This window comes from Paraplanobispora siamensis (assembly GCF_016863175.1).
In the GTDB taxonomy this organism is placed as follows: domain Bacteria; phylum Actinomycetota; class Actinomycetes; order Streptosporangiales; family Streptosporangiaceae; genus Planobispora; species Planobispora siamensis.
Genome location: NZ_BOOJ01000033.1, coordinates 170,196 through 190,004 on the forward strand (window position 1 = coordinate 170,196; position 19,809 = coordinate 190,004).

Here is a 19,809-nt window from a genome sequence, read left to right on the forward strand (position 1 = left end):
GCACCTCGATTGGAGTGGCACTCTAGAGCGTTACTCTAGCAAGCGGGGGTGGAGCGATGGCAAGGGCTGCCACGCGTGAGGCGATCCTGGAGGCGGCGCTGGCAATCGTGGCCGACAAGGGCCTCGAGGCGATGACGATCAGCAGGCTGGCCGAGGTCTCCGGCGCCTCGAACGGGAGCATCTACCACCACTTCGGCAGTCGCGGGGGCGTCGTCGCCGAGCTGTACCGCGCCAGCTTCGCCGAGCTGGTCGGGGAGATGGTCCCCGCGCTCGACGAGCGCCCGGCCGAGGCCGTCGTGCCCGAGCTGGCCGGCCGCTTCCTCGACTGGATCGCGGCCAACCCGACCAGGGCGGAGTTCGTCTACCGGGCCTCGACCGCCGGGGTGCTGCCGGAGGAGGAGACGGCCGCCTTCAAGGCGCGCGTCATGGCGCCGCTGGCCACGTGGTTCGGGGCGCGCACGGCCCGGGGGGAGATGCGCGCGGTCCCGGCCTGGGCGCTGGACGCGGTGGTGATGAGCCCGGTCCACGAGTGCGCCCGGCGCTATCTGGCCGCCCCGGCCACGTTCGACCTGCGCCGGGCCCGTCCCGAGGTGGAGCACGCGGTCTGGGCGATCGTGCGGCCCTGACCCGGCCGGGCGGTCCATGGGGAGGGCGCCGGAAAAAATCCGTTGGCGTCACTCCGGTCCCGTCAGTATCCTTCCCGTGTCGTACTGCCGTCCCCGGGAGCGTCCGTTGGAGATCTGAGGTTGCGGACACCGCGCCATGTGAGCCGTTGCGACGGCCCGGCGTGCCCGACCTCAGCGGACCCGTCCCGCCCTTTCCCGGCGACGGCCTTTCTCGCGGCCCTTTCTTCTCCCGCGGTCTCCCCTGAAGGCGTGCGCGTCTGCGGTGTTCCTGTGTCCCGATAAATCACGTCCTGATAAATCACGACACATTCTGGGAGCCGCCCCATGTCTTTCCCGTCATTCTCGATCGTCTGCGACGACCTCTCCTACGCCTGGCCCGACGGCACGATCGTCCTGGAGAACCTCGACGCCGCGTTCCCGCCCGGCCGTACCGGCCTGATCGGGGTCAACGGCTCGGGCAAGTCCACCCTCCTGCGGCTGATCGCCGGCGAGCTCACCCCGTCGGAGGGGTCCGTCTCCGTCACCGGCGAGGTCGGCTACCTGCCGCAGAACCTCCCGCTGGGCACCGCCCGTACCGTCGCCGAACTGCTGGGCATCGCCGAGCGGCGGGCCGCGCTGCTGGCGATCGAGCGCGGGGACGCCTCCGCGGAGAACTTCGCCGTCGTCGGCGACGACTGGGACATCGAGGAGCGCGCCCGGGGCGAGCTGGACCGGCTCGGCCTGGACCACGTCGGCCTCGACCGGACGGTGGCGACGCTGTCCGGCGGGGAGACCGTCATGGTGGGGCTGGCCGCGCTGTTCCTGCGCCGGCCGGACGTGCTGCTGCTGGACGAGCCGACCAACAACCTCGACCTCGACGCCCGCCGCCGGCTGTACGCCGCGGTGGAGTCGTGGACCGGGGTGCTGGTGACGGTCAGCCACGACCGCGCCCTGCTGGAGCGGGTGGACGCCATCGCCGACCTGACCGGCGGCGCGGTGCGGATGTACGGCGGCAATCTCCCGGCCTACGAGGAGATGCTCGCCGCCGAGCAGGAGGCGGCCGAGCGCGTGGTCCGCACCGCCGAGGCCGACGTGCGCCGCCAGAAGCGCGAGTGGGAGCAGGCGCAGGTGAAGCTGGCCCGCCGGGCCCGCTACGGCAACAAGATGTACGAGCAGAAGCGCGAGCCTAAGATCATCATGCAGGAGCGCAGACGGCAGGCGCAGGTCGCGGCGGGCAAGCACCGCACCATGCACGCCTCCAGGCTCGCCGAGGCCCGCGAGCGGCTCGGCGAGGCCGAGGCGGCCGTGCGCGACGACGCCGCGATCCGCATCGGGCTGCCCGAGACGGCCGTGCCCGCGGGCAAGACCGTGCTGACCCTCACCGGCGTGCGGACCGTGAGCGGGACGACGGTGGAGGAGCTGATCGTGCGGGGGCCCGAGCGGATCGCGCTGCTCGGTCCCAACGGGTCCGGCAAGACCACGTTGCTGCGCACGATCGCCGGGGAGCTGGCTCCGGAGGCGGGCTCGGTCGAGGTGGGCGTGCCCGGCGTGGGGTACCTGCCGCAGCGGCTGGATCTGCTGGACGACGAGCTCAGCGTGGTGGACAACGTCCGCAGGTTCGCGCCGTCGGCCTCGGTCAACGCGGTCCGGGCCCGGCTGGCCCGCTTCCTGTTCCGCGGCGGGCGGGCCGACCTGCCCGCCGGGGCGCTCTCGGGCGGTGAGCGCTTCCGCGCGGTGCTGGCGGCGCTGTTGTCGGCGGAGCCGCCGCCGGGGCTGCTGCTGCTGGACGAGCCGACCAACAACCTCGACCTGGCCAGCGTCCGCCAGCTCGCCCAGGCGCTGGAGGCCTACCGGGGCGCGCTCGTCGTGGCGAGCCACGACCTGCCGTTCCTTGAGGCCGCGGGGATCACCCGGAGGCTGGTCCTCGACCGTCAAGGCACCGTCTCGGAGGAGTCGATCGAGTTTGACGTGTAAGGATCTATCCCACGATAGTGGGACAGATGAGCCTCCCCCCGACGACCCGCCGGCTGATTCCGTGTGTCACGGTCGCGGCACTCACTCTGAGCGCCTGCTCGACGCTCACTCCCGCGCGTGAGCCCGTGCGGGGTCAGGCCACCGCGGGCGGGGTGGTCAGAGGGTCGGGCGGCGCGGGGACGGACCCCTCCGGCAACCCGTCGGTCGCGGTGAGCACCGCCCCGCCGTCCCCGTCGGCGCTGACGGCCGACGCCTACCGGGCCGAGCTGGAGCAGGCGCGCGAACCGGTCAGGCAGGCGCTGCAGAAGGTGGCCTCCACCGGCGGGCTGAACGGCCTCGACGGGCGGGTGCGCAAGGCCGCCGACGCGGTGGACCAGGCGGTGACCCGGCTGCAGGTCCTCACGCCGCCCCCCGAGGTGGCGGCCCAGCACGGGAACTACCTGGGCACGCTGCGCACGTTCGGCGGGGCCCTGCGCGACGCCGTGCAGGGCGTGCGGGCGCAGGAGACCTGCACCGGCCCCTCGGTGCTGACCAAGCTGGAGAAGGACGGGGAGCTGTCGGTCATGAAGGACGCCGCGGCGGCCCTGACCGGCTACCCGGCCGACGTCGTGTCGGTGAAGGCGGCCAAGCAGCAGAACCGCCGCCTGCCCAACGGCAGGATCCTGAAGTCGTACGAGAGCCGCACCGGCCGGGGCTCGCTCAAGGTCGACAACGGCGGCGACTACGACGCCTTCGTCGTGGTGCTGCGCGGCAAGAAGCGGGTCGTCTCCTTCTACGTGCGCAAGAAGGGCAAGGCCACGATCAGCGGCATCCGCGACGGCAAGTACAAGGTCTACTACAGCACCGGCACCGACTGGGACGCCAAGCGCAAGGCCTTCACCCGCTCGTGCGACTTCACGCAGTTCGGCAAGACGGTGCCCTACAAGACGACCTACTCCGGCGCGTACATCCGCTGGAACAACTGGACGATCACCCTGCACTCGGTCAAGGGCGGCACGGTCGCCTCCAAGCCGGTCAAGCCGGGCGACTTCCCCAAGTAAACGCGAAGACCGCGATCTCATGGAGATCGCGGTCTCGGGTCGTCCCCCCTGGATGGATCAGGTGGAGAAGAGCATGCCCACCCAGCTGCGCTGACGGTGGTGGCCGTAGTGGCCACCGTAGTGCGGAGCGGGGGCGCCCCAGCCGGGAGCGCCGTGGGCCGGCGGCGGAGGCGGCGGCGGAGCGGCGTGCTGCTGCTGCGACCACTGGCTCTCCATCCGGGTCAGGGTCTCGAGCTCGCCGTAGTCGAGGAAGATTCCGCGACAGCCGTCGCACTGATCAATATGGACACCATTGCGCTCATAAGTGCGCATGTTGCCGCGACACTTCGGGCACTGCATCGGTCGTCTCCTTGCCTTGGCATCGTGGTCGTCGTACCCACAACCTACTGCGTGGGCACACTATGGCAGGCACTTCGGAACTGGACAATCCTTTGGCAGGTGTCGATGAGCACGCTCTCCACCTCGTCCAACGCCCGCCCCTCCCGCCGGGCCGCCGCCACCGCCGCGGCGGCCAGCTGTACCGTCAGCGCCTGCGCCGGGAGGTTCAGCCGCTCCCAGGGGTCGCCCTGCGCGGGGACGGCGTTGCCGCCGGCGGCGCGGTAGGCCGCCAGGAAGCGGTGCCACACCTCCGGCTCCAGCAGTCCGGCGGCGAACCAGGCCGCGGGCCTGGCCAGGTCCCAGGCCGGATCGCCCAGGCCCAGGTCGTCGGCGTCGATGAGGACCCACCGGCCGCCGGTGCGGACCATCTGCCCCAGGTGCCAGTCGCCGTGGGCAGGCAGGCCCGCGCCCGCCCGCCCGGCGGCCTCCTCGAAGTCCGGCAGGGAGGCGAAGGCGCGCAGCACGACCTGCTCGGCGGCCGAGCCGCCGGTCAGCCGGGTGACGGTCCTGCCCACCCGGGCCGGGCCGCCCGCCGGCGGCAGCGCGGGCAGGGCGCCGGCCGGTACGGCGTGCAGCCGGGCCAGCAGCCGGGCGCCGTCCTCCCAGGGGGCGGCGCCCGGGTCGTCGGGGTCGACCGGGGTCCCGGCCGGCCAGACGGTCACCAGCCGGTCGTGGACGGTCATGATCTCCTCGGTGACCGGCCGGAGTAGGATGCCGTCCAGGGCGGGGTGCGCCGCGGCCCGCATCCGCCGCTCCAGGGGCTCGCGGGCGGCGCCGGGGGCGTGCGCCTTGACCACGACGGACCCGGCCCGCACGATGGCCACGTCCGGCCGGGTCGGCACCGTCGTCGCGGGGCCGCCGCCGTACCGCGCACCGATCCGGCCCATCTCCTCGATCAGGTCCTCGTCGCTCACCAGGAAAGTGAATCACAGCTCCGGCCTGCGCGAACGGACGAATCTACGATGTAAAGGCGCTGGGTTTCGAGAGAACCGGCCCCGGCGGGAGGGGAGTGCCGGATCCCGGGGCGATCACCCCTCGCATTCGTAGCAAGCGTTTGGTTGTATGCGGGCATGAGGCAACAGGAGATCGCGGACCGGCTGGAGATCGGCGACGTGCTCGCCCGCTACGCCTACTCCATCGACACCGGCGACTGGCAACGGCTCGACCTCGTCTTCACCCCGGACGCGGTGATCGACTACACGGCGGCCGGCGGGATCAGGGGCACCCGGGAGGAGGCGCGGGCCTGGCTGGCGGAGGTCCTGTCGCACTGGCCGGGCCGCCAGCACCTGATCGGGGCGACGAGCGTCCGCTTCGAGGGGAACGAGGCGGCGGTGACGGCGTCCTTCACCGACACGCTCGCCCCGTCCAGGGAGATGGTCGCCGCCGACGCCGCCGGGCTCATCCGCGGCGGCGGCTGGTACCACCACCGCATGATCCGCACGGTGTACGGCTGGCGCAGCCGGGAGCTGGTCGAGGAGCAGGCCTGGCGCACCGCGCAGTGAGCACCCCGGCGGGCGCCCCCGTCGGCAGGCATCCCCGCGGCCGACCTGCCGGTGGGGTGCCCGCTTCGCACCTGTCATCCTGGTCACCTCCATTGACGCGGAATTGAGAAGCGGGGAAGTGCGGACCGATGACGGACAAGCGCAAGCCGATCGAGTGCTGGCTGTCGGACATGGACGGCGTCCTGGTCCATGAGGGGCACCCGGTGCCGGGCGCCGAGGAGTTCATCCGCCGGTTGATGGCGACGGGCAAGCGGTTCATGGTGCTGACCAACAACTCCATCTACACCCCGCGCGATCTCGCGGTACGGCTGCGCGCGGCGGGCCTGGACATCCCGGCGGAGTCGATCTGGACCTCGGCGCTGGCCACCGCTCAGTTCCTGGACGACCAGCGTCCCGGGGGCTCGGCCTACGTGATCGGCGAGTCCGGGCTGACCACCGCGCTGCACGAGATCGGTTACGTGCTGACCGACCTCAGCCCCGACTACGTGGTCCTGGGCGAGACCCGCACCTACAGCTTCACGCAGATAACGCGGGCGATCCGGCTGATCGAGGCCGGGGCCCGCTTCATCGCCACCAACCCCGACCCGATCGGCCCCTCCCACGAGGGCTCCCTGCCGGCCTGCGGCGCGGTCGCGGCGATGATCACGAAGGCGACGGGCGTGGAGCCGTACTTCGTGGGCAAGCCCAACCCGATGATGATGCGCAGCGCGCTGCGGGCCATCGACGGGCACAGCGAGAGCACCGCGATGATCGGCGACCGGATGGACACCGACATCGTCTCCGGCATGGAGGCCGGGCTGCACACGATCCTGGTGCTCACCGGGGTGATGGCCAAGGAGCAGATCGACCGCTATCCGTTCCGCCCCTCCCAGGTGGCCGACTCGGTCGCCGACCTCATCGACATGGTCGGCTGAGTCCCGGCCCGCCGGACGAAGATCGGCGGATGTCCGGATTCTCCGGTTTCCGGGGTGAGCAGGTGCCATAATCCCCGCCCATGGGGGACTACTGGAACCACAACACCCACTATCACCCGCTCGTCCTGCGGGCCGTCCCGCCCGGTTGCGGGACGGCGCTGGACGTCGGCTGCGGTGACGGGCTGCTGGCCAGGAAGCTGGCCGGGCGGGCGGAACGGGTCATCGGGATCGACCGGTACGCCCCGGCGGTCGAGAAGGCCAGGTCGCTGGGCGGTCCCGGCGACCTGACCTTCGTCGAGGCCGACTTCCTGACCTGGTCGCCGCCGGAGGACGGGGTCGACTTCGTCTCGTTCGTGGCCACGATCCACCACATGGACTTCACCGCGGCGCTGAAGAAGGCCGAGGCGGTCCTGCGGCCGGGCGGCGCCCTGGCCGTGGTCGGCCTGGCCCTCAACGCCACCCTCGCCGACTGGGCCTTCTCCGCCCTCGGTCTGCCCGCCACCCGGATCATGCGCCTGCGCAACCGCGCCGTCGCGGGCGGGCCCGACGTGCCGATCCTCGATGCGGACATGTCCTGGGGCCAGGTACGGCGGGCGGCCGGTGAGCTGCTGCCCGGCTCGGTGTTCCGCAAGCACGTGCTGTGGCGCTACTCCCTCACCTGGCGCAAGCCGTACTGAGCCCGCGGGGCGGCCCCGGTGATCGCCCGTCCGGCGCGCCGCGCGTAGGGTGCCTGCATGAGGATCGGATTCGCGGTGCCGACGTCGGGATCCTGGGCCACGCCCGCCAACATGGCGCGGATCGCCCGCCGGGCCGAGGAACTCGGCTACCACGGGCTGTGGACCTTCCAGCGGCTGCTGTACCCGCGCGGGCACACGATGGGCCCCACCTACCGCAGCGTGCACGATCCCGTGGTCACGCTGTCCTACCTGGCGGGGCTGACCAGCCGGATCCGGCTGGGGGTCGCGGTGCTGAACATGCCGTTCTTCTCGCCCGTCCTGCTGGCCAAGCAGCTGGCCAGCCTCCAGGCGGTCTCCGGCGGCAGGCTGGACGCCGGGCTGGGGCTGGGCTGGCTGGAGGAGGAGTTCGTCGCCTCGGGGGTGTCGATGGAGCGGCGCGGCCGGCGCGCGGAGGAGTTCCTCCGGGTGCTGCGCAGGCTCTGGTCGGAGGAGACCGTGGAGCACGAGGGGGAGTTCTACCGGTTGCCCCCGGTCCACCAGGACCCCCGTCCCGCCAGGCTCCCGCCGATCCTGCTCGGCGGGGGCGCGCCGGTGGCGCTGCGGCGCGCGGGACGCCTGGCCGACGGCTGGATCAGCGCCAGCCGCGAGGATCCGGCCGGTCTCGGCGAGAAGATCGCCGTCGTCAAGGAGGCGGCCCGCGCCGCCGGGCGGGATCCGCAGGCGCTGCGCTTCGTGACCCGGGGCGTCACGCGGGTGCGGCCCCCGGGGGCCGCCGACCGCAGACCGCTGACCGGTTCGTTCGAGGAGATCCGGGGTGACCTGGCGGGACTGGCGGCCCAGGGCGTGACCGACCTCTTCCACGACCTCAACTTCGATCCCGAGATCGGTTCGCCCGACGCCGACCCGGCGGAGTCGATGCGCCGGGCCGAGGCGGCGCTGGAGGCACTGGCTCCCTGATCACCTCTTGACGCGATCTCCGGCGGGATCTAGAAAACAGAGCAAGATTCGGCCGAGAGGGGCGCCCCATGATGACCGCGACCGCCCACGGCCGCCTGGACGCGGTCACCGGCGGGGCCCCGGTCTTCCCGCTCGCGCTGCTGTTCGGGCTGAACGCCGTCGACGAGATCGACCGCCTGGCTTTCGCCACGCTCTCGCCGGAGATCCGGGACGCCTTCGGGCTCAGCGACACCGAGATCGGCGCGATCGGCTCGATCGTCAGCGTGTTCGTCCTGCTGGCGGCCCTGCCCCTGGGGTACCTGTCCGACCGGGTGAACCGGGTGCGGCTGGTGGCCGGGGCGGCGCTGCTGTGGGGCACGATGAGCGCGCTGACCGGGCTGGTCACCACGGTGGCGCTGTTGTTCGCGGTGCGGATGCTGGCCGGACTCGGCCGGGTGAGCAACGAGGTGGTGCACTCCAGCCTGCTGACCGACTACTACCCGCCCCGGGTCCACCCGCGGGTCTTCCAGCTGCACCGGCTGGCCAACCCGCTGAGCCAGGTCTCCGGGATCGCCGCGGGCGCGCTCGCCACCGTCTACGGCTGGCAGTGGGCGTTCGTGCTGCTGTCGATCCCGACGTTCCTGCTGCTGACCCTGACCGTACGGCTGCGCGAGCCCGGCCGCTCCCGCTCCACCGCGGCGCGGGCCGGGGCCGGGGACGGCGTGCCGTTCGCCGTGGCCACCCGGCGGCTGTTCCGGGTCAGGACCCTGCGGCGGCTGTGGCTGGCGGCGCTGCTGTCGGGCATGGGGCTCGTGGCGCTGCCGCAGATGTTGTCGCTGTTCCTCGGTCACGTCTTCGAGTTCGGCGCGACGCAGCGCGGGGCGGCGCTGACCGTGGCCGGCGCCGGTCAGGTGGTGGGCCTGTTCCTGGGCGGGAGCTGGGCGACGCGGGCCTCCTCGCGGGACGACTGGCACGGCGTGGCCACGATCGCCGGCCGTTCGGCGCTGGTCTTCGCCGGTGCGCTGCTGGTCCTGGGCTGGACCCCGGTCCCGGCGGCGGCGTTCGCGGTGATGTTCGTGATGGGGGCGGGCGGGGGGAGCTTCCTGCCGGCGTACCTGTCGCTGGTGGGCCGGGTCGCGCCCGGGGAGATCCGCTCGCAGGCCTACGCGTGGTCGGTGTTCTGCATCGGCCTGAGCACGGTGGTCTCGATCGGCCTGTACGCGCTGGGCGAGGCGGCGGGCTTCAGGATCGCGATGACGGTCTTCGGGCTGATCATCCTGGCCGGGGCCACGGCGGTCTTCACCGCCCGCCGGTTCGCCCAGGCCGACGCCGGGACCGGGAACGAGGGGCCGGAGGCCGGGACCGGGGTCACAGGCTCCGGCGCAGGCGTTTGAGGTCGGAGCGGTGCTTCTTGGCGGTGATGCGGCGCTCGACGGCGCCCTTGCTCGGCTTGGTGGGGCGGCGCTTCTTGGGCGGCGGGGCGACGGCCTCGCGCAGCAGCTGGGCCAGGCGCATCTCGGCGGCCTCGCGGTTGCGGAGCTGGGAGCGGAACTCCGAGGCGGCGATGGTGACCACACCGTCCACGAGGCGGGAGGCGAGCCGTTCGAGGGCGCGCGTCTTGAGCAGGGGCGGCAGGGCCTCGGTGGCGGCCAGGTCGAAGCTGAGCTCGACGCGGCTGTCGGTGGTGTTGACCCCCTGGCCGCCGGGGCCCGAGGAACGGGAGAACCGCCAGCGGAGCTCGGTCTCGGGGATGGAGATCGAGCCGCTGACCTGAAGCGGACCGGGCATGGCTTCGACTCCTTCGGCGACGGGGGCAGGCGTTCAGGGTAACGAGGGGACACACCCATCGATCAACCGGTTTATGCCCTGTCTGAGCCGTTCTACCGAGTTTTGCGGGCTTGTAGGGTTCGCGGGCTTCCGTCACAGTGGCTTCTCAGGGGAGGGCCGTACCGGCCGGTGAGGGAAAGGCGGGGGTTTCATGAACGCGATCGTGGGCGTGCACGGCATAGGCAAGTACCGCTACTACCGTGAGGCGGGCAACTCGGTCAGCGGGGCGGCCATCGCGATGCGCGCCAAGTGGGACCGCTACCTGCACAAGGGTCTCACCGGCGGCGCGCCGCACGGCGGGGAGCGCTACATCACCGAGATCGCCTACTACGCCCACCTGCTGGGCGAGAACAAGGACGAGGAGCCGCGCGAGGTCCGGGCCATGGACGCCGGAGCCCAGGAGGTCCTGGTCGCCTGGGCCCGGCAGCGCGACTCGCTCGGGGAGGGCCTGACCGGCGCGCTGAACCGGATGGCCGGCTGGCTGCTGACACGCATGAGCGACAACGCCGCCGCCTTCGCCAAGCTCTTCTGTCCCGAGGTCGCCGCCTACCTCGCCGCCGGGAGCCGGGCGCGGGAGGGCGTGCGGGCGATCGTGGCCGAGGTGATCCGCCGCAACCGGCCCAGGGTGGTCATCGCGCACTCGCTCGGCAGCGTGGTGGCCTACGAGACGCTCTGGGCCAACCCGGACCTGAAGGTGGACCTGCTGATCACGCTGGGCAGCCCGCTGGGCATGCGCAACGTGGTCTTCGAACGGCTGATGCCGGCCCCGGTCAACGGCTGGGGCGAGCGACCCCGCCAGGTGCGCCGGTGGGTCAACATCGCCGACAAGGACGACATCGCGGCCATCCCGCCGGAGCTGCGGACCCGCTTCACCGGCGTGGACGAGGAGGTCCTGGTCAACCTCGACTGGATCGACTTCCACACGGTGGAGAAGTACCTGGGCTGCGGCGCGCTCAAGGACCCGCTGAAGCCGTACCTCTCCTGAGGCGGTCCCCGCCCCTGACCTCTGATCTTTGCTCACCGGCAGGGGAGAAGTCATCTGCCGCTCGGCCGGTATTCAGCCACGGTGGGTAATCGACGTGGCTATGCAGCGGCTGTTCATCTCCCCTTGGAACGCAGGCCACAGCCGGGACAGCTGAACGGCGTGCACTGGACGGGTGGAGCAGAACCTGTCACGCAGAGTGTTCCTGTCCGCCGCCGCGAGCGCCGGCGGCCTGTTGCTCACCGGGGCGTCGCACGCCCCGGCCGTCCGGTCCAGGAGCCTGGCCCAAGATCCGTTCGCCCTGGGGGTCGCCTCGGGCGACCCCTCACATGACGGCGTCGTGCTGTGGACCCGGCTCGCGCCCGAGCCGCTCGGCCTGAACGGCCGCGGGGGCATGCCGTCGCGGGACGTGGAGGTACGCTGGCAGCTCGCCTCCGACGAGGGGTTCACCAAGGTGGTGCGCTCGGGCGTCGAGACCGCGCGGTGGCGACAGGCGCACAGCGTCCACGTCGAGCTGGAGGGCCTGGAGCCGGGCCGCGAGTACTTCTACCGCTTCCGCGCAGAGGGACACCTGTCGCCGGCCGGCCGTACCCGCACCGCGCCCGCCCGGGACTCCGCGACCTCCCCGCTGAGCTTCGCCGTCGCCGCCTGCGCCCACTACGAGCACGGCTACTACACGGCCTACCGCAGGCTGGCCGAGCAGGAGCCGGACCTGGTGGTGCACCTGGGCGACTACATGTACGAGTACGCCCCGCAGGGATACGTCGCGATCGGCGGCGGCGTGCGGCAGCACACGCCCGGCAAGTGCGAGACCCTGGCCGACTACCGGATGCGGCACGCGCAGTACAGGAGCGATCCCGACCTGCAGGCCGCGCACGCCGCCGCGCCCTGGCTGGTCGCCTTCGACGACCACGAGATCGAGAACAACTGGGCGGCCGGCGTCTCCAGCACCGGCGCCCCGGCGTTCGCCCGGCGCCGGGCCAACGCCTTCCGGGCCTACTACGAGAACATGCCGCTGCGCCGCTCCAGCGTGCCCGGCGGCACGTCGATCCGGGTGCACCGGCGGGTGGACTGGGGGCCGCTGGCCCGCTTCCACCTGCTCGACACCCGTCAGTTCCGCGACGACCAGGCCTGCGAGGACGGCCTGCGGGCGGGCTGCGACGACCGGCTCGCCGCGGAGCGCACCCTGCTGGGCGAGGACCAGCGGCGCTGGCTGCTCGACGGGCTGGCCGCCTCCGGGGCCCGGTGGAACCTCATCGGCCAGCAGATCATGATGGCCCAGCGAGACCACAGGACCGGACCCGGGACCGAGGTCAACATGGACTCCTGGGACGGCTACGCCGCCGAGCGCACCCGCCTGCTGACCGGCCTGCGCGACTCCGGCGCCGCCAACCCGGTGGTGCTGACCGGCGACGCGCACATGCACCACGCGGCCGACCTCATGCTCGACTTCGACGACCCCGACTCGCCCCGGGTCGCGGTGGAGCTGGTCACCTCCTCGGTCGCCAGCGACGGGGACGGCTACCGCGACGAGAGCCGGGTCGCCGAGCTGACGGCCGAGAACCGGCACATCTCCTACCTCGACCAGCGGCGGGGCTACATCATGTGCCGGCTGACCACCGAGGAACTGCGGGCCGACTTCCGCGTGCTGGACTACATCAGCCGCCGCGGGGCTCCGGCGAAGACCGGCGCCCGGTTCACCGTGCCGGCGGGGGAGAACACGCTCGATCCCCGCTGATCGCGGAGGCCGAGAATCTTGTTGGCGAAATGTCGGCCATGTAGGAAATGATCTGCCGCATGAGTCACTTAGCCACGCGGTTGACCGCCACGGCCGCCGCCGCCGTGCTGGGCGGCACGCTCCTCGTGCAGAGCCCGGCCACGGCGGCGGCCGTCACCGCCCCCGCGGTCGCCGCCCCCGCGGCCGCCACGGCCGAATCCAAGTTCAAGGCCACGGTCTACTACTACAAGCACATCCGCCGGGGCGGTTACACGACCTACAAGATCAAGGTCACCAACAGGGGCTACGAAGGCCAGGCCTACGCCCTGCTCGCCGGGGCCTTCCCGGCCGGGACGCGCAAGATCAAGGTGATCAGCAAGCCGCGCAGCGTCACCTGCGACGTCGAGGGCCGCAGCCTCGGCTGCTGGGTCGCCTCCCTGGACAAGGGCGACACCACGACGCTGACGGTCGGCGTCTGGCTGTCGCCGTCCAAGCGCGGCGCCTACACCGCGCAGTTCGGCGTGTGCTACGCCGACAACCCGGACGTGGACATCGACGAGGTGATCGACTACAGGCGCCTCACGAAATTCAAGAGCAAGGTCGTGTGACGGCCGGTCCGGATCGCGCCGGACCGGGTGAGGAACGCTCCACCCGGGTCACGACCCCGTGCGGGTGATGGCGTAGCCGAACAGCGTGTCCCCGGCGGCGGTGGCGAAGGTCGTCGCCGTCGCCGGGCGCAGGCCCGGATACGCCCCCTTGCGCGTGCTGCCGCGCAGCAGGGTGAGCCTGCCCGTCCGCGGAGCCGCGACGATCAGCCGGTCACCCCGGCCGGGACCGGGGACCGCCGCCAGGGCTGCGCCGAAGTCCCCGCCACGACCGGGGATCAGCAGGTCGTTCTTCTTGGTCAGGCCGCCGGAGCGGGTCCCGGCGAGCACCTGCACGGCGTTCTCGCCCGGCACCCCGATCGCCAGCTCGTCGTCGCCGTCGCCGTTGAAGTCCCCGGCGGCCAGCGCCGCGCCGAACCGGTCGGAGTAGCGCGGCCTGCCCTTCAGCCCCCGCTGCGACCAGGCCTCGGAGGTCGCGGTCCGCAGGCCCGCCCGCGCGCCGTAGACGACCACCACGGTGCCGTCGCCGTAGTCCATCGCCCGCTGGCCGGCGGTCAGCCCCTCGCCCGGCACCCCCACGGCCAGGTCGTCGCGGCCGTCGGCGTTGAAGTCGCCGGTGGCCAGCGCGGCGCCGAAGCCGTCCCAGACCTCGGCGCGGCCGGTGATCCACGGGCTGTCCTGGGTGAGCTGGACCGCCCGTCCGCGGCGCAGGTCGAGCACGGTGACCGAGCCCTGCCCGTTCTTCAGGATCGTGTCTCCCGGCGCGCCCACGGCCACCTCGGCCCGGCCGTCGCCGTCGAAGTCGCCGGTCGCCAGCACCGCCCCGAACTGGTCGGTCGCGCGCTCGCCCTGGTCCACCCAGGCGCTGTCCTGGGTGACGACGTACGGCTTGCGGCCCTTGAGGCCGTACACGCCGACGCCGCCCCCGCCCAGCCCCGGGATCCCGACCGTCAGCTCCTCGTCGCCGTCCCCGTCCAGGTCCCCGGCCGCCAGGGCGGCGCCGAACCGGTCGGGGCCGCGCCGCCGCCCGAAGTCACCGGCGTCGATCACCGGGCCGGGCCGCAGGCCGTCCGGTGAGCCGCGGAACAGCTGCACGCTTCCGGCGCCGTCGGAGCCCGGCCTGCGCCGGTCCTCCTCGGAGACGCCGACGGCCAGGTCCGCGCAGCGGTCGCCGTCGAAGTCGCCGACGGCCAGCGCCGAGCCGAACGCGTCCCCGGTCTCGGCCTCACCGGGCACGCCGGGATCGTCCTGGGTGAGCCGCCGCTCGGCGCGCATGCCGTACAGGATCGTCACGGAACCGGCGCGCGCGTGACCGCCTGCCGTCGCGTACGGCGCGGCGACCGCGAGGTCGGCGCGGCCGTCGCCGTCGAAGTCGGAGGGGACGCCCGGGCAGGCGCGCGCGGAGACCTGGGCGGCCGCGGCGGGGGAGGGGGAGACGAGGGTGGTGGCCAGGACGGCCGAGGCGAGGAGCATGGCTCTCATGTCTGGAATGGTTTCCGCCGATTCGAACCCGCATCCTGCCGAAACATGAAATCCGCGTGACCGGTGCACATAAAGAACGTGCCAGGATTGGAGCATGGACATCGACCTGGCCGATCTGGGCTTCTGGCGCCGCCCGCTCGCCGAGCGGCACGAGGCCTTCGCCCGGCTGCGCGAGCTGGAGCACCCCGTCTTCTTCCCGGAGAAGCGGGTGCCGCTGCTGCGCTCGGGCAAGGGGTTCTACGCGCTGGTGCGCCACGCCGACGTGGTGGAGGCCAGTCGTAACGCCAAGGTGTTCTCCAGCGAGCCCGCCGTCACCAACCCCGAGCCGCCGGGCTGGGTCAAGCACGTGTTCGGCGAGTCGATGGTGAACATGGACGACCCCCGGCACGCCCGGCTGCGCCGCATCGTCTCGCGGGCGTTCAGCCCGAAGATGCTGGCCAACCTGCAGGGCGACATCGAGAAGGCCTGCGCCAGGATCGTCGACGAGGCCATGGCCGCCGGGCCCGGCGGCGACTTCGTCAGCCGGGTGGCCGCCCGGCTGCCCATCCACGTCATCTGCGACATGATGGGCATCCCCGACGACATCCGGGAGAAGGTCCACCGGCACGTCGACGTCTCCACCGCCTACACCGGCGTGCGGCCCAGCCTGCCGCAGACGGTCCGGATGGCAGGGCAGAACATGTTCGCCCTGTTCGCGCTGCAGCGCATGGTGATCGAGCTGGGCCGGGAGCGGGCCCGCGAACCCCGGGGCGACCTGGTCTCGGCGCTGGTCACCGCGAACGTGGACGGGGAGAAGCTGACCGACCGGGAGCTCGGGTCGTTCTTCGCGCTGCTGCTGGTGGCGGGCAACGAGACCGCCCGCAACACCATGGCGCACGGCATCAAGCTGCTGACCGACAACCCCGACCAGCGGGCGCTGCTGCTGGAGGACTTCGACGCCCGCATCGGCGGCGCGATCGAGGAGATGGTCCGCTACGTCTCGCCCATCATGCAGTTCCGCCGCACCGTCACCCAGGACTACGACCTGCGCGGCCTGCACCTGAAGCCGGGCGACAAGGTCGTGCTCTTCTACGGCTCGGCCAACCGCGACGCGGAGGTCTTCCCCGACCCCGACCGCTTCGACATCACCCGCGACGCCAAGGCCCACGTCGGCTTCGGCGGCCCCGGCCCGCACTTCTGCCTGGGCGCCAACCTGGCCCGCCAGGAGATCCGCACGATGTTCAGGGAGCTGTTCACCCGCATGCCCGAGGCCCGCTCGGTGGGCGAGCCGGAGCTGCTGCTGTCCAACTTCGACAACAGCGTGCGCAGCCAGCGCTTCACCTTCTGACCCGCGCGGGATCCGGTACGGCGGAGCCCTTAGTCTCGTGGTCGTGACGATCAAGAACGCGCACTGCTCCTACTGCGGCACGGCCTTCGCCGCCGACCTGGCCTGGCCGCGCACCTGCTCCGGCTGCGGGAACACCAGCTACCTCAACCCGCTGCCGGTCGCGGTCATGGTGCTGCCCGTGGACGGGGGCCTGCTGGTGCTCCGCCGCGCCGTCGAACCGCACCCGGGCAAGCTCGCCCTGCCAGGCGGTTTCATCGAGATGGGCGAGTCCTGGCAGCAGGCGGCCGTACGGGAGCTCCGCGAGGAGACGGGCATCGCCGTCGACGTGGACGGCGTGCGGCTGCTGGACGTGCTCAGCGCCCCCGACGGCACCGTGCTGATCTTCGCCGAGGGGCCGCGGACCGCCGCGGCCGACCTCCCGCCGGTCGCGGCCACGACCGAGGCGACGGAGTGGCTGGTGATCGACAAGCCGGAGGAGCTGGCGTTCCCGCTGCACACCCGGGTCGTGACGGAGTACTTCGCCACGCGCTGAGCACGGCCCCGGGGCGAGTCCGGCCCCGGGACGGCGGGTCGGGTTCCTCCGGCTGCGGGTCCGGTCCTCAGGACGGAGGCTTCGACGCCGGGGTCGGCGGGTTCGGCCCCCGCTCGCCGCTCCCGGGCGTGGCCATGGCCGGAGCGCTCACCTGGCAGCTCATGCACGGCTCCGTGGCGGCCAGCACGTTCTCGCGGATGGTCAGGAAGGTGATCAGCGCGGACAGGGCCATCATCGCCGCACCGACCAGCATCGTCGTACGGAAGCCCGCGGTGAACGCGGCCGGGGAGGCGAAGGCGTCACCGGTCAGGCCGACCAGCGGCGGAATCGCGGCCACCGCCAGCAGGCTGCCGGTGCGGGCCACCGCGTTGTTGACGCCGCTGGCCACCCCGGCGTAGCGCTCCTCGGCGGTGGCCAGCACGGTCGCGGTGAGCGGCGCGACCGCCGCCGACAGACCCAGGCCGAACAGCGCCGTCGGCGCCAGCACCTCGGTGACGTAGTCGGAGCCCTCCCCGATCCCCGCCATCCACAGCAGCGCCGCGGCGCACAGCAGGATGCCCGCCGTCATCGGGATCCGCGGCCCGATCCGCTTGGCCACCTCACCGGCGCGCGCCGACAGCAGCAGCATCAGCACCGTCACCGGGATCATCGCCGACCCGGCCAGCAGCGGCGAGAATCCGGCGGAGACCTGGAGCTGGACGACCAGCAGGAAGAACACCACGCCCATCGCGGCGTACATGACGAACGTGACCGCGTTCACCGCGGTGAACACCCGGGAGGCGAACATCCCGACGGGCACCAGGGCGTCCGGCGAGCGCCGGATCTCCAGCCAGACGAACGCCGCCCCCAGCGCCGCGCCGATCGCCAGCGGGACCGGCAGCAGGTCGATGAGGCCGTAGGTGATCCCGGCCAGGGCCAGGGCGGCCAGCACCGCGCCGAGCACGTCGAAGCGCCCGGAGGCGCCGGCGTCCCTGCTCTCCGGCACGTGCCGTACGGTCACCGCCACCACGAGCACCGCCACCGGAAGGTTGATCAGGAACACCCACCGCCAGCCGGCCGTGTCCACCAGCCACCCGCCCAGCAGCGGGCCGACCGCCGCGGCCACCCCGCCCAGCCCGGACCAGGCGCCGATCGCCCGGGGCCGGTCGTCGCGGGTGAAGGACGCCTGGATGATCGCCAGGGAGCCCGGGGTCAGCAGCGCCCCGCCGACGCCCTGCAGCGCCCGGGCCGCGATCAGCATCTCCGCGGTGAGCGCCATGCCGCACAGGACCGAGGCCAGCGCGAACCAGACGACGCCGACGAGGAAGATCTTGCGCCTGCCGTACCGGTCGCCGAGTGAGCCGCCGAGCAGGATCAGGCCCGCCAGCGTGAGCGTGTAGGCGTTGACCGTCCACTGCAGGCCCGCCATGTCGGCCCCCAGGTCCGCGCCGAGGGCGGGCAGCGCCACGTTGACCACCGTGCCGTCCAGCATCGTGATCCCCGAGCCGAGCACGGTGGCCAGCAGGATCCATCGCCCGGCGGGCGAGGAGAACCGGATGTGACCGTTGTCCATGACGCCCGTCCTTCCCGATGCCCCGCGCACGACCGCCCGCGGCGTCCGGTGATCCATCGTGACAGGAGGAAGGCAACAACGGGACCCGCCGTCTGATTCCCGCCGAGAGGCCCTCGGCGGGAGGCCGTTGCGGGCCGCGCCCGTGAGGGGGTCTCCGACGGAGACGCGGTGAACGGAGACGCGGTGAACGGAGACGCGGTGAACGGAGACGCGGTGAACGGAGACGCAGTGATCCGCAAGCGTTGCACAAGCGGGTTCCGCCACGCTCCTGCCGTGAGGACCGGAGTGCGGAAGGGGAACACATGCGGGTTCCGGGACGGCGCGCCGCCGGTTGCCTGCTGGCGGCGTCGGTGTGCGAACTGGCGGTCGCGGGAATCAGCCTCGTCCTCATGTCCGGTGTCCGGGCGGAGCAGGAGGCACAGCTGAGGATCGGCGACGGCACGAGTCCCTATGACGATCTCGCGCTGAGCAAGCTCGAGTACTTTCTGTGGAGCTTCGGGGCGGCCGGGGTGATCACGCTGACGCTGGCGGTTCTGGTGTGGCGGCGGGGCGGGAGCCCGGGGGTGCGGGTCGTCGTGGGGACAGGTCTCGTGCCGTATGCGATGTTCTGCTGCGTCTCCGGGATCGTGTCGTTTTTCCGGGTGAACGAGTTCCTGAGCGGGTATTCGCACGCGACCTTGTGGACGATGATCGCGGCCGGGCTTCTCTACCTCGTGGGGACGGTCCTGCTCCTCTTCGCCGGATCGGGTGCCCGGCCCGACGGTCATCCGGAGTCGCCGGTCAGGTCCTGAAGTGTCGCCGATCTCTGGTAGGACATTGGCGTCCGCCTCAGCCCGTGAAGGAACGCGCATGACCGACGAGAACGCGACAGACGGCGTCACCTGGAACCTGGCCGGAGACCCATTCGGGAGGGGGAACGACGATCCCGAGATCCAGCGGGAGTTCGACACGTTCATGGCCACCCGCGACCCCGGCCGCGTACGCGAGATCGTCGTGGGCTGGTGGGGAGCCGGATACGCGGGGCACAGCTCCGAGCTGCCGGTCGGGCTGCTGAGCGGGGCGGCCGACCGGCTGAAGAACGTGCGCTCCATCTATCTCGGTGACATCGGGCAGGAGGAGGCGGAGATCTCCTGGATCGAGCACGGCGACGTCACCCCGCTGCTGGAGGCGTTCCCGAAGCTGGAGCACCTGCGCATCCGGGGGAGCAGCGGCCTGCTGCTGCGGCCGGTCCGGCACGGGGCGCTGCGGACGCTGGAGTTCGAGAGCGGCGGCCTGCCCGCCGAGATCGTCCGGGCGGTCGGCGCATCGGAGTTCCCCGCTCTGGAGGACCTGGACATGTGGCTGGGTGTCGAGGAGTACGGCGGCGACGCCGCCGTGGCCGATCTGGAGCCGATCCTGTCCGGTGAACGGCTGCCCGCGCTGCGGCATCTGGGCCTGCAGGACAGCGAGATCCAGGACGAGATCGCGGCGGCGGTGGCCTCGGCGCCGGTGGTGGCCCGGCTGGAGGCGCTCAGCCTCGCCATGGGCACGCTGACCGACGCGGGCGCCGAGGCGCTGCTGTCCGGCCAGCCGCTGACCCACCTCAAGCGCCTGGACCTGAGCCACCACTTCCTGAGCGAGGCGATGATGGAGCGGATCCGCGCGGCGCTCCCGGGGGTCGCGGTCGACCTGTCCGACCGCCAGGAGGCCGAGGAGGACGACTGGCGCTACGTCGCGGTCTCCGAATGAGCGGTGCCCGTCAGATCTGAATTGTCGTTGA

At 72.3% G+C, this 19,809-nt stretch carries 20 protein-coding genes; 15 read left to right on the forward strand and 5 right to left on the reverse strand.

Going from position 1 to position 19,809, the window contains the following annotated elements:
• Positions 1–56 precede the first annotated feature (56 nt).
• The 3 genes from Psi01_RS21125 (at position 57) to Psi01_RS21135 (ending at position 3,619) form a co-directional block, all read left to right on the forward strand.
• On the forward strand, positions 57–626 hold the full coding sequence (locus Psi01_RS21125; protein WP_204065777.1) for a TetR/AcrR family transcriptional regulator: 570 nt from the start codon (positions 57–59) through the stop codon (positions 624–626).
• A 324-nt stretch (positions 627–950) separates the two neighbouring features.
• On the forward strand, positions 951–2,579 hold the full coding sequence (locus tag Psi01_RS21130) for an ABC-F family ATP-binding cassette domain-containing protein (protein ID WP_204065778.1): 1,629 nt from the start codon (positions 951–953) through the stop codon (positions 2,577–2,579).
• Positions 2,580–2,605: 26 nt separating this feature from the next.
• Positions 2,606–3,619, forward strand: coding sequence for a hypothetical protein (locus Psi01_RS21135; RefSeq protein ID WP_204065779.1), 1,014 nt, complete (start codon positions 2,606–2,608; stop codon positions 3,617–3,619).
• A 57-nt stretch (positions 3,620–3,676) separates the two neighbouring features.
• On the opposite strand, the gene Psi01_RS21140 is transcribed toward Psi01_RS21135, so the two are convergent.
• Positions 3,677–3,958 (reverse strand): TFIIB-type zinc ribbon-containing protein, encoded by a 282-nt coding sequence (locus Psi01_RS21140; protein WP_204065780.1) that lies wholly within the window; start codon positions 3,956–3,958, stop codon positions 3,677–3,679.
• Between the two features lie 44 nt (positions 3,959–4,002).
• Entirely contained in the window at positions 4,003–4,911 is a 909-nt protein-coding gene (locus Psi01_RS21145; RefSeq protein WP_239127893.1) for an aminoglycoside phosphotransferase/kinase family protein, read from the reverse strand.
• Between the two features lie 156 nt (positions 4,912–5,067).
• Here Psi01_RS21145 and Psi01_RS21150 point away from each other — a divergent pair, with 156 nt between their 5' ends.
• From Psi01_RS21150 to Psi01_RS21170, 5 genes are all read left to right on the forward strand, one after another.
• On the forward strand, positions 5,068–5,499 hold the full coding sequence (locus Psi01_RS21150; protein WP_204065781.1) for a nuclear transport factor 2 family protein: 432 nt from the start codon (positions 5,068–5,070) through the stop codon (positions 5,497–5,499).
• 128 nt (positions 5,500–5,627) lie between these two features.
• Positions 5,628–6,413, forward strand: a complete 786-nt coding sequence (locus Psi01_RS21155; protein WP_204065782.1) for an HAD-IIA family hydrolase — start codon at positions 5,628–5,630, stop codon at positions 6,411–6,413.
• Positions 6,414–6,493: 80 nt separating this feature from the next.
• Positions 6,494–7,090, forward strand: coding sequence for a class I SAM-dependent methyltransferase (locus Psi01_RS21160; RefSeq protein ID WP_204065783.1), 597 nt, complete (start codon positions 6,494–6,496; stop codon positions 7,088–7,090).
• Between the two features lie 57 nt (positions 7,091–7,147).
• Entirely contained in the window at positions 7,148–8,047 is a 900-nt protein-coding gene (locus tag Psi01_RS21165; RefSeq protein ID WP_204065784.1) for a TIGR03619 family F420-dependent LLM class oxidoreductase, read from the forward strand.
• 68 nt (positions 8,048–8,115) lie between these two features.
• Positions 8,116–9,420 carry an MFS transporter gene (locus Psi01_RS21170; protein WP_204065785.1) on the forward strand — a complete coding sequence of 435 codons (1,305 nt, stop codon included), beginning with the start codon at positions 8,116–8,118 and terminating at the stop codon, positions 9,418–9,420.
• Here the strand turns inward: Psi01_RS21170 and arfB are convergent.
• The gene (arfB, locus tag Psi01_RS21175) at positions 9,395–9,814 is read right to left on the reverse strand and encodes an alternative ribosome rescue aminoacyl-tRNA hydrolase ArfB (protein WP_204065786.1); all 420 of its coding nucleotides are present in this window, start codon (positions 9,812–9,814) and stop codon (positions 9,395–9,397) included. The genes Psi01_RS21170 and arfB overlap by 26 nt on opposite strands.
• A gap of 190 nt (positions 9,815–10,004) precedes the next feature.
• Here arfB and Psi01_RS21180 point away from each other — a divergent pair, with 190 nt between their 5' ends.
• The 3 genes from Psi01_RS21180 to Psi01_RS21190 all read left to right on the forward strand — a co-directional run bounded on the left by Psi01_RS21180 (position 10,005) and on the right by Psi01_RS21190 (position 13,160).
• Complete coding sequence (locus Psi01_RS21180) at positions 10,005–10,838, forward strand: hypothetical protein (protein WP_204065787.1); 834 nt, start codon at positions 10,005–10,007, stop codon at positions 10,836–10,838.
• 172 nt (positions 10,839–11,010) lie between these two features.
• Positions 11,011–12,573, forward strand: coding sequence for an alkaline phosphatase D family protein (locus Psi01_RS21185; protein WP_204065788.1), 1,563 nt, complete (start codon positions 11,011–11,013; stop codon positions 12,571–12,573).
• 59 nt (positions 12,574–12,632) lie between these two features.
• On the forward strand, positions 12,633–13,160 hold the full coding sequence (locus tag Psi01_RS21190) for a DUF11 domain-containing protein (RefSeq protein WP_204065789.1): 528 nt from the start codon (positions 12,633–12,635) through the stop codon (positions 13,158–13,160).
• 48 nt (positions 13,161–13,208) lie between these two features.
• Here Psi01_RS21190 and Psi01_RS21195 read toward each other — a convergent pair whose 3' ends face one another.
• Positions 13,209–14,639: an FG-GAP repeat protein gene (locus Psi01_RS21195; protein WP_204065790.1), complete on the reverse strand. Its 1,431-nt coding sequence runs from the start codon at positions 14,637–14,639 to the stop codon at positions 13,209–13,211.
• A gap of 94 nt (positions 14,640–14,733) precedes the next feature.
• Between Psi01_RS21195 and Psi01_RS21200 the strand changes: the two genes are divergently transcribed.
• Both Psi01_RS21200 and Psi01_RS21205 read left to right on the forward strand, forming a co-directional pair.
• Positions 14,734–15,966, forward strand: a complete 1,233-nt coding sequence (locus tag Psi01_RS21200; protein ID WP_204065791.1) for a cytochrome P450 — start codon at positions 14,734–14,736, stop codon at positions 15,964–15,966.
• Positions 15,967–16,009: 43 nt separating this feature from the next.
• Positions 16,010–16,498, forward strand: a complete 489-nt coding sequence (locus Psi01_RS21205; protein ID WP_204065792.1) for an NUDIX domain-containing protein — start codon at positions 16,010–16,012, stop codon at positions 16,496–16,498.
• A 67-nt stretch (positions 16,499–16,565) separates the two neighbouring features.
• On the opposite strand, the gene Psi01_RS21210 is transcribed toward Psi01_RS21205, so the two are convergent.
• A complete protein-coding gene (locus Psi01_RS21210) occupies positions 16,566–18,050 on the reverse strand; it encodes an MFS transporter (protein WP_204065793.1) in 1,485 nt (494 codons plus the stop codon).
• A 302-nt stretch (positions 18,051–18,352) separates the two neighbouring features.
• Between Psi01_RS21210 and Psi01_RS21215 the strand changes: the two genes are divergently transcribed.
• Complete coding sequence (locus Psi01_RS21215) at positions 18,353–18,841, forward strand: hypothetical protein (RefSeq protein ID WP_204065794.1); 489 nt, start codon at positions 18,353–18,355, stop codon at positions 18,839–18,841.
• 58 nt (positions 18,842–18,899) lie between these two features.
• A complete protein-coding gene (locus tag Psi01_RS21220; RefSeq protein ID WP_204065795.1) occupies positions 18,900–19,778 on the forward strand; it encodes an STM4015 family protein in 879 nt (292 codons plus the stop codon).
• Positions 19,779–19,809 lie beyond the last annotated feature (31 nt).

Coding starts and splice junctions, on each gene's coding strand:
- Psi01_RS21130 (WP_204065778.1), top strand. CDS start 951: ATGTCTTTCCCGTCATTCTCGATCGTCTGCGACGACCTCTCCTACGCC.
- arfB (WP_204065786.1), bottom strand. CDS start 9,814: ATGCCCGGTCCGCTTCAGGTCAGCGGCTCGATCTCCATCCCCGAGACC.
- Psi01_RS21220 (WP_204065795.1), top strand. CDS start 18,900: ATGACCGACGAGAACGCGACAGACGGCGTCACCTGGAACCTGGCCGGA.
- Psi01_RS21170 (WP_204065785.1), top strand. CDS start 8,116: ATGATGACCGCGACCGCCCACGGCCGCCTGGACGCGGTCACCGGCGGG.
- Psi01_RS21195 (WP_204065790.1), bottom strand. CDS start 14,639: ATGAGAGCCATGCTCCTCGCCTCGGCCGTCCTGGCCACCACCCTCGTC.
- Psi01_RS21140 (WP_204065780.1), bottom strand. CDS start 3,958: ATGCAGTGCCCGAAGTGTCGCGGCAACATGCGCACTTATGAGCGCAAT.
- Psi01_RS21125 (WP_204065777.1), top strand. CDS start 57: ATGGCAAGGGCTGCCACGCGTGAGGCGATCCTGGAGGCGGCGCTGGCA.
- Psi01_RS21180 (WP_204065787.1), top strand. CDS start 10,005: ATGAACGCGATCGTGGGCGTGCACGGCATAGGCAAGTACCGCTACTAC.
- Psi01_RS21135 (WP_204065779.1), top strand. CDS start 2,606: ATGAGCCTCCCCCCGACGACCCGCCGGCTGATTCCGTGTGTCACGGTC.
- Psi01_RS21160 (WP_204065783.1), top strand. CDS start 6,494: ATGGGGGACTACTGGAACCACAACACCCACTATCACCCGCTCGTCCTG.
- Psi01_RS21190 (WP_204065789.1), top strand. CDS start 12,633: ATGAGTCACTTAGCCACGCGGTTGACCGCCACGGCCGCCGCCGCCGTG.
- Psi01_RS21200 (WP_204065791.1), top strand. CDS start 14,734: ATGGACATCGACCTGGCCGATCTGGGCTTCTGGCGCCGCCCGCTCGCC.
- Psi01_RS21215 (WP_204065794.1), top strand. CDS start 18,353: ATGCGGGTTCCGGGACGGCGCGCCGCCGGTTGCCTGCTGGCGGCGTCG.
- Psi01_RS21210 (WP_204065793.1), bottom strand. CDS start 18,050: ATGGACAACGGTCACATCCGGTTCTCCTCGCCCGCCGGGCGATGGATC.
- Psi01_RS21150 (WP_204065781.1), top strand. CDS start 5,068: ATGAGGCAACAGGAGATCGCGGACCGGCTGGAGATCGGCGACGTGCTC.
- Psi01_RS21165 (WP_204065784.1), top strand. CDS start 7,148: ATGAGGATCGGATTCGCGGTGCCGACGTCGGGATCCTGGGCCACGCCC.
- Psi01_RS21155 (WP_204065782.1), top strand. CDS start 5,628: ATGACGGACAAGCGCAAGCCGATCGAGTGCTGGCTGTCGGACATGGAC.